The sequence below is a fragment of the Enteractinococcus helveticum genome, assembly GCF_001657475.1.
Classification (GTDB): Bacteria; Actinomycetota; Actinomycetes; order Actinomycetales; family Micrococcaceae; genus Yaniella; species Yaniella helvetica.
The window spans coordinates 104,181-120,533 of the sequence record NZ_LXEY01000017.1 but is presented as its reverse complement, the minus strand read 5'-3'; the positions used below and the strand labels follow the sequence as shown (position 1 = coordinate 120,533).

The following is a 16,353-nucleotide window of genomic DNA, read 5'->3' as shown; positions in this document are numbered from 1 at the left end:
CAAGTTGGGAGGGGTGAAATCTCTACGGTGACTAGGCCGCCGACCAACCGCCGTCGCTGGGGATAATGGCGCCGTTGATATTGGACGCTGCATCGGTCAGGAGAAACACAATTAATTGCGCTAATTCGTCGGGCTGGGCGCTACGGACGGCCGTTGCATGGACCGGGCCGGTCACCTCCATGGCAGCGGCGTCGTAGCTCGACGGATCGATGGCGGCCATGACGTTGGTTTCTACACCGCCCGGTGCGACCGCATTGGTTCGGACATTATCGCCAGCATGAACATAGGCAGTATTGCGCGTCAGCCCAACAATTGCGTGTTTTGATGCCGTATACGCGGCACCGGCTGCAGCACCGCGAATCCCGGCTGCAGACGCAAGGTTCACGATCGATCCACCACCGTTTTCGATCAAGTGCGGTATGACAGCGCGGGTGTATTTGAAAACTGAGTCCACATTGATACGCATGACACGTTCCCACGTCTCGTCCGTTGTACGCGCAGCCGGTGCGAAGTTATCCATGATCCCGGCGTTGTTGACCAGACCGCGAAGATCACCGGTTTGCAGTGCGAGCTCAACGGTTGCATCAATGTCGGCTTGGTTGGAAGCATCACCGATGCTCGCGGTAGCGGCACCTCCGGAATCGGAAATGATCTTGACGGTGTCGTAAGCCCCGGCTTCGGAAATATCCTGAATAATCACGTGTGCTCCACGAAGTGCCGCAAGCTGGGCGGTGGCTCTTCCGATGCCAGATCCAGCACCGGTGACAATGACGACGCGATCAGCTAATGATATGGCCATGAGTACTCTTTCCATCAGGCGGTCGTGAGACGATAAATCTCACTTTAAAGTCAGCCCTTCGAAAGCACAATACATTGAGTGCACCAGGCTATTGGGATGCCGAAGTTCGGGCTGTGAAAGAGAGCTACTGCGGAGAAACGCGGCCCAAGTTTTGCATCTATACACCAACAGTGTGTGACGTATCGAAACCATCGAGCCCAGTCATTATTAGTTCTGTTCGGGCTCAGGAAAGAGCTCGCGTGCGACGTCGATGGCAGCTTGAACGGGTGGAGTGAGGTTATCCTTCCGCCAGATCAGTCGTACATCGAGTGGTGGGTTTGGGGAATCGGCAATTGTTTTAAACCGAACACCTAAGTCGGGTAGGTGCCGACGAACGGAGTTTAGGGTAATCGCGCACCCGCTTTGGACTTCGACCAGTACTAACTGTGCCCAGGAGTCTGGAGCTGTCTGAGTAATGCGCGGAGTAAATCCTGCGACAAAAGCCAGATGAATCAGCCGATTGTGCAAGGCAGAACCCGAGTCGATGGGTAGTGAAATCCAATTTTCGTCGGCCAAATCTCGCATTGCTATGGATTCGTTGTCTGCAAAACGGTGGTTTGGAGGCAGTGCTACGATGACTTCCTCTTGAGCCAAGATCAAGGAATCAAGTTCAGGAGGTAGGAAATCCCAGCGACCGATTGCGAGCTCTAATTCTTGATCCAGGACATGCTGCAGTGCATTGGGTGAGAACATGGCTGAGTGTACGTCCAACGTCAAGCCAGGATGTTGCGACCGGAGTTGGCGAGAGATGTCTCCAACAGTTTGATACGTGGATGCTCCGGCAAAACCAATGCGAACTCGGCCGATTTTTCCTGCAGAAACATGCAATACCGTTTCGACAGCTTCCTGAGATGCCGCAACGAGCTTTCGGGCAGGGTCTAGCAGTGCTTGCCCAATCGCGGTGAGTTCGACGCTGCGGGTACTGCGTATAAACAACTCCACGCCCAGTTGCCGTTCAAGTTGTTTGATCATCCGGCTCAACGGTGGCTGGGCAATCCGTAGTCGGCCAGCTGCGCGACCGAAGTGCAGCTCTACTGCTACGGCGAGAAAAGCCTCTGCCTGTTTAACCTCCAGAACAACCACCACTCTTGATGTTTCGGTATCAAACTACTGGCGAATAAGTATTGGACACCAATAAATGTACCTGATTATATGAGATAGAACGACGATAAAGGACCACAGGATGAGCACGACTGGAAATCGAATACTTGTGGAGCAGGTACTAGCTTGGGGACCTTACTAGGTTCGACGCAATGTATATGACCAGCGGACACACCGACCTCTAATGAGGAGCAACAACCAGTGTCGAATTTCGATCACATCAAAACCATAGCAACCCCGATTGATATCCAACTCCGGTGGTCCGACCAGGACATCAACGGACATGTGAATAATGCCCGAATCCTGACTCTGATGGAAGAAGCACGAATAAGGGCGACTAAACAGTGGACGGATACAGTTCCTGGACTGAGCGGCCCACGACGGGTAGTTCGGGCACTCAACTCTATTTTTAACCACGAAGCACATTACGGCAAAGAAACCACTGTCTGGGTGTGGATCCCAAAGATTGGGAATACTTCATTTATCTTCGGTCACTTACTGGCCCAGGATGGGCAACCGTGCGTCTACACAGAAGTGACCATGGTGGTTGTTGATGAACACACAGGTCAACCGAAACCACACGACGAGGAATTCCGTCGGATTTTAGAAGCCCACTCGGGCCCGGCCTTTGACTCACGCATAGGTTCACCACGCCATCGCATAGAAGGCGGCATGAAAGGACAACACCTTGCTGGAAACCAATGATTTGATTGACCATCCTGATTTTTTCATGCTCGACAGCGAGCTGAGCGAGCAAGAAATTGCATTGCGTGACAAGATCCGGCAATTCGGTATCGACCATGTCCGCCCGGTCATCAATGATCATTGGGAACGGGCAGAATTTCCCTACGAAATCCTGCCCGCGCTGAAAGAGCTCGGCATTGTCGGTAGCTTTGTTCAAGGCTACGGTGCTCCTGGCTTTTCGCGCCGAGAAGCAGGACTCCTGTCGCGCGAACTTGGACGCATTGATGGTTCGGTATGCACCTTCTTGGGCGTGCATGCCAACCTGTGCATGGGATCCATCTACCTGCTGGGCAATGAAGAACAGCGTCAGCGCTGGCTGCCTGACCTAGCTGCGCTTGAAAAGACCGGCGCATTTGCCTTGACGGAACCGAACCATGGCTCCGATTCGGTGGCTTTAGAAACCTCTGCCCGTCGTGATGGGGATTCTTGGATTCTCAATGGGCACAAGCGGTGGATTGGGAATGGTTATGCCGCAGACGTCACTGTGGTGTACGCCCGCGATGAGGCAGACGGCGAGGTCAAGGCATTCGTCATCGAAAAAGATAACGGCGAGTTCCCGACTGGGTATGAGCCCGTCGTCATCGAAGGCAAAGTCGGCAAGCGCTCGATCCTGCAAGCCGACATTACCATCGACAATGTTCGCGTTAGCAACGATAATCAGTTGGAATTTGGGCAGTCTTTCAAAGACGTCAACCGGGTGCTGCAAGCTACGCGTGGCGGTGCATCGTGGGAGGCCCTGGGCCACGGCATGGCAGCGTTTGAACATGCCGCCCGCTATGCCCTAAACCGTGAACAGTTTGGTGCACCGATCGCGCATTACCAGCTGGTCCAAGAAAAACTTGCAACGATGCTGTCCGATGTGACTACGATGCAGTTGATGTGCAAGCGTCTGGCTGAGCTTCAAACCCTCGGGGAAGACAACCAGGCTATTGCTTCGATGGTGAAAATGGTGACCTCACGCAAAGCGCTGGCCATCTGTCGTGAAGCACGGGACATGATGGGCGGCAACGGCTTGCTGTTGGAAAACCATGTGGCTCGTCACCTGACGGATATGGAGGTCATTTCGACTTATGAGGGCACCGACTCGATGCAAGCACTGATCGTGGGGCGAGCCATCACTGGGAAGTCAGCATTTACCACGCATCGTCGGTCGTAGCCCTGGGATCTTTCTACGATCACTTGGTGTTTGGCGGGTGAGGTCAGTACGCTAAAGTAACCAAGGTTTTTGCGGTACGTTAGCGGATGCGTAAAGGAACTGGCATGAGTAGACCATCAGCACAGGAATCCTCAGATAACGTCACCTGGTTGCATGAACGGCCAGGGCCGAAACCGCAAACGGAAACCACTTTTAATCAACCGTTGCCCACGGGGACAATGCGAACGGTTGTACTAAGTACCACCGGTGTCGAGTGCCCGTTGACTACTAGAGTCCTGATTGATGTGTCCATGCCAGCTGACCAGGTCATGCACGTGCTGTGGGCGGCAACCGGATTGACCTCGAGTTCATCTGGGCTGTTGACGCGTCAGGGTCAAGATGCTCCACAGGAACACTTCGGTCTCACAACATCCTGGGAGAATAGCGCCAATCGTGAGAACGTTCATGGAATGGAGTCGGTCCAGTTCGGGCAGCTATTCGTCCCAGAAACCGAACTCTACGCTGAGCTAGATCCCGGGCGCGGATACCGAGCACGAGTCAAACTCGAATCCGCAGAGGCGCTTGGCGATGCGGCAGCGGGCATGCCGGGGTCAGCCATACGGGTCGAACACGATCCTTTTGCGATTCCGGTGACCTTAACGGCTGAGCAAACGGACGTGATACTGCAGGCTTCCGACGGTGAGCAGCTGACCCCGGTGCAACAGCAAATCCTCGTTGAGCTCACCGAGCCTATTGACCTCACTCCCAGCGAGATCTGCCAAGTGATGGCGCTCACCATGCATCACGGAGTTCGCTTGGGAATGGCTGCCAGCGATGTGCATTATCTGCCATGGTTCGTGGTGGAAGAGCCGTATGTCCTGGCGGCTAGGGAGTTGTTCCGCTTTATTGCGGCATCGGCTGATGGCGTGCAGCTGACAAAAGCTGGAAACATGCCGGTGTCTGAGCTGCGGCGACTGCTCGTTGACCCGTCGACGCTGCATAGCATTTTCCAGACGTCCGAAAGCCTCGACGTTCACCGAGCACAGCACAGTGATGTGCCATTGGTCCACACGGCTTGGCAAGTGCTCCGGGACAGTGGCTTGATTAGCATCGCTCATCCGCGTGCGAAGCTGGCCGCAAATCTTGATTGGGTGGCCAATGCGACCATAGAAGATGTTGAATGTTTCGTTGAAGTGGCCTTATTGCGGCACGTTTTGGACCACGGTGAGATAAACGTGGCGGACCGGATGACCGCTGAGATGCATCCAACGATGCAGTATGAAACCGCGCAAGTTTATGCAGACAGTCTGATCAGTTCGGCTCTCGCGTTGCCGGAAGAGGGGCTGATGCAGCTGCTAGACGACCAGTTAGAGCAGCTCTTTGAACTCGATGAGCCCCGAGAGCATCTTGAGTTCAGTATCGAACTCCTTGGTATGTCGCCGCCGGTCATCCGGCGCATGTCTGTTCCGTGTGACGCGAATTTACACGCCAGCATAGAAACCATTTTGATCATGTTTGGCTGGGAACTGACACACCTGTGGCAGCTGGACCTCCTCAAGGACAACGGGATGCATGAAACTTTGGCGGCATCATTTTCCGATATGGACCAAGACGCCCCGCTTGCCGCTGATCTGAAAGTTTCAAATGTACTGACTCCTGAAGGACCTCAGGTCGTCCTGATCTATGACTACGGGGACGGCTGGCAGATGCTGATCACTCCGATTGGTACACGCATTGCCGAACCGCATGGCGAATTGCTGGCTGTAGAAGGCGCCTGTCCACCTGAAGACTCTGGCGGTCCTGGTGGGTATGAGCAGAAACTGCTGGCGATGCGAGACCCACTAGAGTTTCAACGCCAGCATCCAGATTTTGAGACTACAGAAGTTCAAGAAATTGCTGCGTGGGCTCGTGCCAACGGCGTCGGTCAACGTGTTCCTGAACCAGGCATGTACGCCATTGACGAGCACGCAGTGCCCTATGAATTCTGATATTGACCGACCTCAGCGTGGTGGCCAGGCTGAGCCCATCGCTGCAATGATTCGTTCCAGCCGCACCGTTGAGGTTCCCATATTCAAGCGAGCGTAACCGTGGCCGGCGTCCCCAAAATTTATGCCGGGGCTCAGCGCAACGCGGGCTTCACGTAAGAAATAGTCAGCGGGTTCCTCAGTGAGATCGGTGTCGCGGAAATTCAGCCACGCCAAGAAACTGGCCTGTGGTGGGTGGAACGTGACACCGGGAAGGTGTTGGGCAACCAACCGCTGGAGCGCATCAGTCTGTGATTGAAAGTGGTCACGGACGGTATCGAGCCAGGGGCGGGAGTCCCGGAAGGCGACTTCGGTGGCTAACAATCCCCAGAATCCCGTGTCGGTACGCGTCATCGTAGGATCAAGTTCAGCAGGCCATGGACCGGTTGCTGATCGAATGGCGATACCGCATTTGAGGCCCGCGAAATTCCAGGACTTGGTTGCGGTATGCAGCGCGATACCTGTTTTTCGTGCCGTATCAGACACGGTGAGCCAGGGCGTAAATTCCACGCCTTGATACACCATGGGAGCGTGGATTTCATCAGATAGCACCACAGCGTCATATTGGTGGGCAAGGTCTGCCAATTCGGCGAGTTCTTGTTGAGAAAAGACCCTGCCCAGGGGGTTGTGTGGATTGCACAATAAAATGACTCTGGTCCCAGCATTGAGTCCGGCTTCAATGCCGTCCAAATCAAAGAAGCCGCCGTTGGGTACATTCGTCAACGGCACTTCTAGGGGTTTGACGCCGCTACCGGCAAGCCAATCATAAAACCGGTTGTAGACAGGCGGCATGATGATCACTGAACGGTCTGGGCCGGAGTAGTGGCGCATGAGCTTTGAAGCAGCAGTTGCGGCGTCGACATGGAAACTGATGTGTTCCGGTTCGATGTGCCAATCCCAGCGGTCTTCAGCGAAACTGGTGAATGCTTGCACGACGTCGTCTGACTGACCGGGATAGCCAGCATCGTGGCGCAGTAGGGCGTTTTGTAGGGTGTCGATGATCGCTGGAGCAAGAGCTACATCCATTTCGGCGACCCAGGCCGGCAAGACATCGGGCTCAACGGTAGACCACTTGAGACTTGCACGACCACGCAGTTGATTATCGGACAATTCGAAGAGTTCGGCGGCTGTTGGGTGCGCTGTATCCGTCATAATCACCACGATAGATGGCAACCTTACAGAATGCGAGAGGTGGCAGAGAACAACGGCTCTTGTGGGTTGGCTATTTCAGGTCGGTGGTGGCTTGTTGTCGGGCCACCATTTCGTTGATCCAGATGGGTGCAAAGGGTGAAACACAGTTCGGGGCGGTAGGGTAGTCCTTGAGCACTTCGAGCCGTTCGCCGATCTCGATGGCGCGCTGGCGGTATTCGGGATAGTGAATCCCAATGGTGGCCAAGCATTCGTTCATTGCCCACTGCAGGCGTTTCGGGGCGGATTTCATTTGTGCTTCGATGGTGTCCAGGAGCTCGGAGATGTCCAAGTTTTCTATGCGTTGTGCCACGGCTTGGCTGGTCAACGCCCACCCTGCACTGGCGACCTCTTCATCGACGTCGTTCATCCAGTTGATCCGCCGAGTTTCTGTTTCGGGGTTCTTTTTCAGGATGTAGCTGATCAGCCAGTCATGCACTTTGGGGACGCGTACTTCACGCAGCATGGTCTCGAGTTGTTCAACCGTGTACTTTTTGGGACTGCTGATCAGGATGGCGACAAGTCGTGCCTGGGAATCGCCGGTGGCCCAAAGTTCTTGGGCAAAATCGTGTTGGGTCTTGAGTCGTTTGGCGATGGCACGCAGCTTGGATAAATTCACGCCGATGTCGTTGCCGTGGCGTTGATTGACCTCACGCATTCTGGGGTCTTCGAGAGCAGCGAGCTCAGCGAGAACTTCTTCGACGGTCACGATTGGTGGTGGGGTGCGCGTTGCCATGGTCTCCTTGAGGGTACTGGTGGGTTTAAGCATAGCGCCGTTGCCACGCAAAGTTTGCAGGCCGGCAGGATTGGCAGGTAGTTACCAGTCTGGTAGGCGAGGGCTGCGCACGTGTAAGAATTCGTTGACCACGGCGGCACCGAGATCTTGGGCGCTTGGGGCCACCACTTTGCCGTCGACTCGCGATGCCATGGCCTCCAGGAAGCGCTTCAGGCCGGGGTCGTCTCCCAACCGAAAGAACGTGATGGCGGCATTGAGTCGCTGCACGCGATCCAGTTCGGTGACGGTCAGCTCCAGGGTCTCTGGGCGGGGTGGGTACCAGAAGCGGGCCTCGCCGTGACTGGTCAGGTGCGCCGTCGGCTCGCCGTCGGTCACCACCAACAGCACCGGGCGCATGGTCGGATGCCGTCGGAAAAACCGGGTGGCCAGCATCAGCGCGTGGTGCAAGTTCGTGCCCTGTTCATAAGCTGGGGCCATGGCGGTGAGTTCATCAAGCTGGACCTGGCTGGCGTAGCGACCGAAGTTGATCAGCTCTAATTCATCGCCCCGGAAGCGTGTTGAAATGAGTTGGTGAAGGGCCAGCGCCGTGCGTTTCATGGGCACCCAGCGTCCCTCGGCAGCCATGGAAAACGAGGTGTCGACCAGCAGCACGACGGCGGCTTGGGTGCGAGCTTCGGTTTCTTGAATTTCGACGTCGCCAACTTCAAGTTGCAGCCCGGTGCCTGGATTGCCACCCTCGGAAGCGGTACGGGTAATGGCATTGGTGATCGTGCGGGTGACATTCCAGGGTTCGGTGTCACCGAAATGCCAGGCCCGACTGGACCCGGTGAGTTCACCGGCGGCCCCGGCATTGCGGGTATCGCGCTGTCCCTGACGATCCGACAGGTAACCGGTGTCTTTCAGTAATGTCTTGCCGAGCCGTCGAATGGCCTGCGGGGAAAGCCGCAGATCGCCATCGGAGCTGCGGCGCAACATGTCCGATTCTTTCAGGGCTTTCTCTAACTCTGCCAGGGTGCGCGCTGAGACGGCGGCGTCGTCGCCCAGCTGACGGCTGAGCTTGTCGATATCCACATCCGACAGGGTTGAGCCCGCATAGGACTGCGATAGTTGTTCGGACAGGGCATCCAGTTCGGCTAAGTCTTGCAGCACGCCGGTACCATCCCCGAGTCCCAGACCCTGATCGCCCTCAAATTGTTCGGAACCGGTCCAATCTTCTCCGGGCCGCAGCGACTGCAGATTGGCGTCGAGTCGGTTGAGCTGATCCATTAATTCCGGCGACCCAAAAGCCTGCATGGACAGTTCCATCAGCTCGGCGCGTTGTTCTGGGGTCATCGAGGCCAGCATCCGCTGGGCTGCCGCCGCACGCTGGGCCAGGGTGTCGATCAGTTCGTCAATATTCTGTGGATTTTCGGGGAACTGATGACCGTGTTTGGCCATGAAATCATCGAAATCTTGCTGGGTGTCTTCGCCGCGGGCATGTTTGTCGAGTAGGTCGTTGAGATCGTTGAGCATTTCCGAGATGGCCGCTCGATCTTCCTCGGTTGCACCTTCGAGCGCCTGTTTCATGCCTTGGAACCGCTGGTCTAACATTTCCCGGCCCAGCAGATCTTTAATCTGTTCGTATTTTTCCCGGGCGGTGGAGGACTGCCAATCATAGTCCGACAGTTCGGTTACCGCGGCCCCGGTGGCCTCGGGTAGGTTCATCAGCTGCATCTCGCGAAAATCACGATCCATGTCATCCATCGTGATGTCCCGGGCCAACTGTTTGCGTTCTTCTAACACGGCTTCATCGAGGAGTTCGCGCACCTGGTCCAACGTGCCGTCCAGGCTGTGGCGTTTGAGCAAATCACGACGACGTTGTTGCACCCGTCTGGACAGTTCATCCAGCCCGGTCATATCGCGTGAACCGCGCCGTAGGTATTCGCGCATGGCGCGTTCGGGCGAGTAGCCGGCCATCACGTCGTCGGCGATCTCTTCCAGCGCCTCGGTCAGGTCAATGGGCGGAGCCAACGGATCGGGGCCGCCGGTATAGCGGCCATAGCGTGATGCTTTTCCGTGGCGCATAACGCCTCCTTAGCCGTAGATGGTTTGCCCGTCTGCGGTTTCTTTCGATAGTTCTTGTGCCAGATACAGCCCCTCTAAGGCCAGCTCGATGGCACCGGCACGGTGCCCCGCGGAGGCGTCGGCATCTAACCGCTCAACGATCTCGTCATAGAGGTTGGAAGCTTCAAGCTCTGGTAGTTCGGCCAAAAAGTGTTCGGCGGTGACATGCTCTCCGGTGGTGATAGTTGTGGCACCGTCGAAAGCCTCCACCAGCGGACTGAAATTCAGGCCACCGAAATGTGTTCGGGCAGCTTGTGCCATGGAGGTGCGCAGCAGGTGCTCTAGGATTTGGCCCTCGCGACCTTCTTCTCCGGGTTCAAATTCGACCTTGCCACGCAACACATCGGTTGCGGTCTGCACATCGACCAGCCGGGCTACGGCATCTTCCCCACAGACAGTGGCGCGGTGACGAGCAGCCGCCGCGATGGTTTCGGCCCCGGCAATCGAAAAGCGCGCCGAGACCCCAGATGCTTGATTGACCGCAGGGGAATTTCTCAGGGCCCGGGTAAAACGGGCCAGAATTTCTAATAACACGTCTGGAACGACGGCGCTGAGTTGGGCTTCTTGCCGGATAACGGCGATCTCATCTTCCAACTCGACCGGATAGTGGGTGCGAATCTCTGCCCCAAATCGGTCTTTGAGCGGGGTAATGATGCGACCGCGGTTGGTGTAGTCTTCCGGGTTGGCGCTGGCTACCATCAACACGTCCAAGGGTAAGCGCAACACATAACCGCGAACCTGGATATCGCGTTCTTCCATCACGTTCAGTAGTGCTACCTGAATACGCTCGGCCAGATCTGGCAGCTCATTGAGTGCTACGATCCCGCGGTTGGCACGAGGCACCAACCCAAAGTGGATGGTTTCCGGGTCACCCAGACGCCGTCCTTCGGCCACTCGCATTGGGTCAACATCGCCAATCAAGTCTGCAACTGACGTATCCGGTGTGGAGAGTTTTTCAACATAGCGTTCGTCCCGGTGCAGCCAAGCAACCGGCAAATTCTCGCCGTCGGTTGCAGCTCGACGCTGCGATTCGACGGTAATGGGTTCGTAGGGGTGCTCATGAAGTTCAGAGCCATCAATAACCGGTGTCCACTCATCCAGCAGGGTTGCCAACGTACGAAGCAGGCGGGTTTTACCCTGTCCGCGCTCGCCGAGTAAAACGACGTCGTGGCCGGCAATCAGTGCGCGCTCCAACTGGGGGAGCACGGTGTTTTCAAATCCGTGCATCCCAGGCCACGGATCTTCCCCGGCGGCAAGCTTTGCCAGCAGGTTGTCGCGTAATTCTTCGCGCAGAGATTTCTGAACATGTCCGGAGGCCCGGAGCTCAGCCAACGTGTTGATTTCAGGTGAGGTAGTCACAGTCATCACGCTAGTGCTGATCGGGCAAAGTGTACAGGGGTTGATCTTAGGACAGGTTCGGTAAGCTAGCAGTGATGAATGCTGAAAATGAGACACGCACCACGCTGGTTCTGCTGGTTCGGCATGGTCAGACCCCCACAACCGGCAAGATTCTGCCAGGCCGAGCGCCCGGCCTGTACTTAAGCGAGCATGGAATGCAACAGGCGCAACGCGTGGCCGAACGGCTGGCGACCCTACCCATCTCCGCGATTTATTCATCACCCATGGAACGAACAAAACAGACAGCCGAGCCCACCGGAGCACGGTGTGGCCTGCCGGTAGTTGAAGAGCCGGGACTTCTTGAAGGTGACTTCGGAGATTGGACCGGAGCTAAACTCACGGCCTTGATGAACCTGCCCGAATGGACAACAGTGCAGCACCAGCCGGATCAGTTCCGGTTTCCCAATGGGGAGAGCTTTGTAGAAATCCGCGACCGGATGGCAGAGACCCTAGAAAAGTTGCGGCAGCAGCATCCCGGTGGCACCGTGGTGTGCTTCTCCCATGCCGACCCAATCCGCATTGCGGTTGCCGATGCGCTGGGTACCCCGTTGAATAGATTTCAACGGATCAGTATCAGCCCGTGTTCCGTCTCGGCTATTGCCTACCAAACCGAACCGGCAGACAGTGAACCCAGTGTGCTGACCGTCAATTCCACACTGGAATCGCTGGCAGGTCTGCGGCCTTCATAGAAACGGTGACGATATGACGCAGGAACCAGAAGTCCCAACGCCCCAGAACGAATCGCTGTTGGACGCTGAAGTACTGCGATGCGGCCAATTCAGGCTGCTGGGTCAATTGGCGAACAGCAGCAATGAGACCTTCCTAGTCGAAGTCACCCACGGGACTGAACAAGTCTGGGGAATCTATAAACCCGAACTCGGGGAGCGGCCTCTGATGGACTTTGACCATGGCCTGCACCGTCGAGAATTCGCAGCCTATCTCCTCAGTGAAGCACTGGGGTGGCATCAGGTGCCCACCACCGTTATCCGCGATGATGGCCCACTGGGGATCGGGTCGTTGCAGTTGTTTATCGACCACAATCCTGCAGAGCACTTCTTCACCCTGTTCGAACGTAAACCCGAGACGCATCAGCAACTGCGTCGACTCACGTTATTTGATCTGATTGCCAATAATGCTGATCGCAAGTCCGGCCACGTCCTGTATGACAACCACGGCAAAATTTGGGGAATCGACCACGGCCTATGTTTTGCTTCCCTGATGAAATTACGCACCGTGATGTGGGAATTTGCCGATGAAGATATTGACCAAGAACTCCTCGACGACATCGCACCATTTGCCGAACGGATCCCAGAGGCCATTGCGGCACAGCTGAGCTCAATAGAAACGTCTGCATTGCAAGACCGGATTCAAAAAGTGCTCGAGACTGGGGCCTATCCTCGTGACCTCACGGGCCGACGCTTTCCCTGGCCGCTCATCTAAGCGCTGGAGCTGGGTTTAGTGTTCGTCAGTCTTGGCCGCTTGGATCACGGCAGGATTTGGTTGATGTGGGCGGTAGTCCACGACGAAGAAGCCACGCCATCGATGGGTTCGGTTTGATAGGCGTTCCTGGTACACAAAGCCGGAGTGCTCGACGTCGTCGATCTTCCGAAGTATTCCGGGCCGGTGTTCATTCGGGGAGGACTGAAATGGGCCATTTGGGTCATACACAGTGAACTCCAGGCGGCCAGAGGTATCGAGGCGGTAGCCGTAGCATACAACCTGGTGGTTCACGCCCTGAGCCTTCAAACGCTTGCTTGTGGCTTTGATGAGTCCAAGCACCACGGGCTGGCCTCGATCCAGGGACGCGATGACTTTTTGTTCTTCCAGCTGTGTCTTCGCCGCAATGGTGGCTGCTGTATAACCACTCCAGCGGATATACCGAACACCGTCGCGCAGCCCGCGCACCGTGGTCAGCATGCTGTGTAGTTGGCGTGTGTAAATATAGTTGGCCAACGGGTGGCCATCGCTAGGGACCAACGATGGCGCTAGATCGTCAGTGCTCAGAGGCGGAACGGGCGTTTTGAGATGGTAGAAGTCCAAGGACGCAAATGCCATCCCTCCGCAACGACCAGCGGTGGACAGCTGGACCTTGCGTCCAATAAGGGGCGGGATACGACCGCTCCAGATGTGGTTGACGAAGGCGTTAGGGAAGCGGAATGCATACAGCTCGGGTGAATAGTCGGTCATGACAGCTTGATCACCGGCTGATTTGTCTGGATGAGCGTGTGATGTCGACATGACCGAGAGCACCCTTTCTTGGTATCTATGGAAAGCCTACAGCCCTGTAGCGGAACAAGAAGTCAGCGTTAAATGCGCTAGCGCCTGCGAACCGTACTTCGCAGGCGCTAGTTTTGGAGGCTATGTCACACGAGGTGTGTCATAGGTTTTTAGAGCTGGTTGCCGAGTTTGAACTCGCCCTTTTTCCAGTCTGGCATTTCTTCGTCGTCGTCAGCGCGGGTGTAGGAGAAACCATCGGCACCGATGGTGACTTCCATTTCGCTGTCATCAGTGCGAGCAACGATTTCTACTGGGTTGCCGTCGAGGTCCAGGACGGTCGAGGCATCGGTGTACCAGGATGGGACGACCGGGGTGCCCCACCAGTCACGACGCTGGTTGTCGTGGACGTCCCAGGAGACAACTGGGTTGTCTGGGTCGCCGGTGTAGTAGTCCTGGGTGTAGATCTCGACGCGGTGACCGTCTGGGTCGCGCAGGTAGAGGTAGAACGCGTTGGAGACACCGTGGCGGCCTGGGCCACGTTCGATGGCATCCGAGCGGCGCAGTGCACCCAGGCGGTCACAGATCGCCAGGATGTTGTGCTTCTCGTGGGTTGCAAAGGCTACGTGGTGCATGCGTGGGCCGTCGCCACCGGTCATCGCGGTGTCGTGGACGGTTGGTTTGCGGCGCATCCAGGCAGCGTAGACGGTTTCACCATCTGAGATTTCTTCGGTGACGCGGAAGCCGAGGTCCTGCATGTAGCGGGCGGCACGTGGCACATCCGGGGTGACCTGGTTGAAGTGGTCCAACCGTACCAGCGCACCTGGGACGTGGAGATCGTAGCGCCATGCCAGGCGTTCTACGTGATCGACGTCGTGGAAGAATTCGTATGGGAAGCCCAGTGGGTCTTCGACGCGGACTGAGTCGCCGATGCCTTCAACGAAACCATCTTTGCGACGCTCAACGCGGCAGCCGAGTTCTTTGTAGAACGCTTCGGCTTTGTCTACGTCTTCGGGGGAACGCACACGGTAGGAGAAGGCACCAACGGCTGCGACCGGACCCTTTTTGAGGATCAGGTTGTGGTGGATGAATTCTTCCGATGACCGCAGGTAGATCTCGTTGTCGTCTTCGTGAGAGACGTGCAGACCCAGGACATCGACGTAGAATTCACGGGATGCTGCCAGGTCGGTGACCTGGAGTTCCATGTAGGCTACGCGCAGCACATCTGGTGCTGGTGCTTCCGGGGTTGGGATCGGGTTATCGGTGTTGATTGGCGCATCCTGGGATACGTGGAATCCCGAGCTGGTTTTGGTGCGCGTGTTTTTATCAATTTTCATGGTGTTCCTTCGGTTAGGTTCCAGCCTGAATTACTGTTGTTTGCCGAAAACTGGGTTGTGGACTTCGCCCAGGTTGATGTGGACTGCCTGCTGATCGGTGTAGAAGTCGATCGAGCGGTAGCCACCTTCTTGGCCAAGTCCTGAGGCCTTGACACCACCGAATGGGGTGCGCAGGTCACGAACGTTGTTGGAGTTGAGCCAGACCATACCGGCATCAACTTTCTGCGCGAAGTTGTGCGAACGCTGCAGATCGTTGGTCCAGATGTAGGCTGCCAGACCGTAATCGGTGTTGTTGGCTAGCTCTAGAGCTTCTTCATCGGTGTCGAATGGGGTGATTGCGACGACCGGGCCGAAGATCTCTTCCTGGAAGATGCGAGCATCTGGGGAAACGTCGGCGAAGACGGTTGGCTGCAGGAAGTTACCTTCTGGGAATTCTTCCGGACGGTCACCACCTGCGACCAGACGGGCTTCTTCTTTCCCGATCTGTACGTAGGACCAGACTTTGTCGAAGTGTTCTGGGTGAACCAGGGCGCCGACTTCGGTCTTCGGATCGTTTGGCATGCCGACTTTGACGTTGGCGGCCTGGGCTGCGTAGCGTTCGACGAATTCGTCGTAGATGCTGCGCTGAACGATGATGCGGGAGCCTGCGGTGCAGCGTTCACCGTTGAGGGAGAACACACCGAAGATGGTGGCGTCGATGGCTGCTTCCAGGTCGGCGTCTTCGAAGACCACGGCTGGGGATTTACCGCCCAGTTCCATGGACAGGCCCTTGAGGTACGGTGCAGCGTTGGCTGAGATGAGCTGACCGGTTGATGATTCACCGGTGAACGAGATCAGTGGAACGTCTGGGTGTTTGACCAGTGAGTCACCGGCGTAGCCTTCTTCGCCGTAACCGTGGACCATGTTGAAGACACCAGCTGGCAGACCGGCTTCTTCGAAGATGCCTGGCCACAGACCAGCAGACAGCGGGGTGAATTCGGCTGGCTTGAGGACAACGGTGTTTCCGGTGGCCAAAGCTGGGCCCAGTTTCCAGGATTCCAGCATGAACGGGGTGTTCCACGGGGTGATCAGACCGGCAACACCGATTGGTTTGCGGTTGACGTAGTTGATCTGACGACCAGGAACCTTGAATGCGTTGTCGTGCTGGGCAACGATCAGGTCAGCGAAGAACCGGAAGTTCTCGGCTGCACGACGTGCCTGACCCAGAGTCTGGGAGATGGGCAGACCCGAGTCCCAGGTTTCCATTTCGGCAAGTTCCTGCTGACGGGTTTCCACGACGTCGGCGATTTTGTGCAGCACGCGAGAACGTTCACGTGGCAGCATGTGTGGCCATGGGCCGTTGTCGAAGGCCTCTTTTGCAGCTGCAACAGCGGCGTCGATGTCGGCGACTTTACCAGAGGACGCTTTGATGTAGGCCTCGTTGGTGACCGGGTTGAGCACATCGAATGTGTCGCCGTCGATTGAGTCGACGAATTCACCATTGATGTAGTGACGGATTTGATCTGGCAGGTTAGCTGGTTTGCCGTTTGTCATGT

14 protein-coding genes are annotated in these 16,353 nt (G+C 56.4%); 5 read left to right on the top strand and 9 right to left on the bottom strand.

The window, feature by feature from the left end; genetic code table 11:
• Positions 1-31 precede the first annotated feature (31 nt).
• Positions 32-799, bottom strand: coding sequence for an SDR family NAD(P)-dependent oxidoreductase (locus A6F49_RS06900; protein ID WP_043057733.1), 768 nt, complete (start codon positions 797-799; stop codon positions 32-34).
• A gap of 207 nt (positions 800-1,006) precedes the next feature.
• Positions 1,007-1,924, bottom strand: a complete 918-nt coding sequence (locus tag A6F49_RS06895) for a LysR substrate-binding domain-containing protein (RefSeq protein ID WP_235604896.1) — start codon at positions 1,922-1,924, stop codon at positions 1,007-1,009.
• 216 nt (positions 1,925-2,140) lie between these two features.
• Here A6F49_RS06895 and A6F49_RS06890 point away from each other — a divergent pair, with 216 nt between their 5' ends.
• The 3 genes from A6F49_RS06890 (at position 2,141) to A6F49_RS06880 (ending at position 5,806) form a co-directional block, all read left to right on the top strand.
• Positions 2,141-2,644, top strand: a complete 504-nt coding sequence (locus A6F49_RS06890; RefSeq protein ID WP_052504827.1) for an acyl-CoA thioesterase — start codon at positions 2,141-2,143, stop codon at positions 2,642-2,644.
• Positions 2,628-3,839, top strand: a complete 1,212-nt coding sequence (locus tag A6F49_RS06885; RefSeq protein ID WP_043057734.1) for an acyl-CoA dehydrogenase family protein — start codon at positions 2,628-2,630, stop codon at positions 3,837-3,839. Before A6F49_RS06890 ends, A6F49_RS06885 begins: the two co-directional genes overlap by 17 nt.
• A gap of 104 nt (positions 3,840-3,943) precedes the next feature.
• Positions 3,944-5,806 carry a plasmid pRiA4b ORF-3 family protein gene (locus tag A6F49_RS06880; protein ID WP_052504828.1) on the top strand — a complete coding sequence of 621 codons (1,863 nt, stop codon included), beginning with the start codon at positions 3,944-3,946 and terminating at the stop codon, positions 5,804-5,806.
• A 12-nt stretch (positions 5,807-5,818) separates the two neighbouring features.
• Here A6F49_RS06880 and A6F49_RS06875 read toward each other — a convergent pair whose 3' ends face one another.
• The 4 genes from A6F49_RS06875 to A6F49_RS06860 all read right to left on the bottom strand — a co-directional run bounded on the left by A6F49_RS06875 (position 5,819) and on the right by A6F49_RS06860 (position 11,228).
• On the bottom strand, positions 5,819-6,994 hold the full coding sequence (locus A6F49_RS06875) for a MalY/PatB family protein (protein ID WP_043057816.1): 1,176 nt from the start codon (positions 6,992-6,994) through the stop codon (positions 5,819-5,821).
• A 70-nt stretch (positions 6,995-7,064) separates the two neighbouring features.
• Positions 7,065-7,766 (bottom strand): DNA alkylation repair protein, encoded by a 702-nt coding sequence (locus tag A6F49_RS06870; RefSeq protein WP_043057735.1) that lies wholly within the window; start codon positions 7,764-7,766, stop codon positions 7,065-7,067.
• 81 nt (positions 7,767-7,847) lie between these two features.
• Positions 7,848-9,830, bottom strand: a complete 1,983-nt coding sequence (locus A6F49_RS06865; RefSeq protein ID WP_043057736.1) for a vWA domain-containing protein — start codon at positions 9,828-9,830, stop codon at positions 7,848-7,850.
• Positions 9,831-9,839: 9 nt separating this feature from the next.
• Entirely contained in the window at positions 9,840-11,228 is a 1,389-nt protein-coding gene (locus A6F49_RS06860; protein WP_043057817.1) for a sigma 54-interacting transcriptional regulator, read from the bottom strand.
• Positions 11,229-11,302: 74 nt separating this feature from the next.
• On the opposite strand from A6F49_RS06860, the gene A6F49_RS06855 reads away from it, so the two are divergent.
• Entirely contained in the window at positions 11,303-11,956 is a 654-nt protein-coding gene (locus A6F49_RS06855) for a histidine phosphatase family protein (protein ID WP_043057737.1), read from the top strand.
• A gap of 13 nt (positions 11,957-11,969) precedes the next feature.
• Complete coding sequence (locus tag A6F49_RS06850) at positions 11,970-12,707, top strand: SCO1664 family protein (RefSeq protein ID WP_043057738.1); 738 nt, start codon at positions 11,970-11,972, stop codon at positions 12,705-12,707.
• Positions 12,708-12,722: 15 nt separating this feature from the next.
• On the opposite strand, the gene A6F49_RS06845 is transcribed toward A6F49_RS06850, so the two are convergent.
• From A6F49_RS06845 to hpaE, 3 genes are all read right to left on the bottom strand, one after another.
• On the bottom strand, positions 12,723-13,505 hold the full coding sequence (locus tag A6F49_RS06845) for a hypothetical protein (RefSeq protein WP_067605663.1): 783 nt from the start codon (positions 13,503-13,505) through the stop codon (positions 12,723-12,725).
• A 149-nt stretch (positions 13,506-13,654) separates the two neighbouring features.
• A complete protein-coding gene (gene hpaD / locus A6F49_RS06840; RefSeq protein WP_043057740.1) occupies positions 13,655-14,818 on the bottom strand; it encodes a 3,4-dihydroxyphenylacetate 2,3-dioxygenase in 1,164 nt (387 codons plus the stop codon).
• A gap of 30 nt (positions 14,819-14,848) precedes the next feature.
• Positions 14,849-16,351, bottom strand: coding sequence for a 5-carboxymethyl-2-hydroxymuconate semialdehyde dehydrogenase (hpaE, locus tag A6F49_RS06835; RefSeq protein WP_043057741.1), 1,503 nt, complete (start codon positions 16,349-16,351; stop codon positions 14,849-14,851).
• Positions 16,352-16,353: the final 2 nt, after the last annotated feature.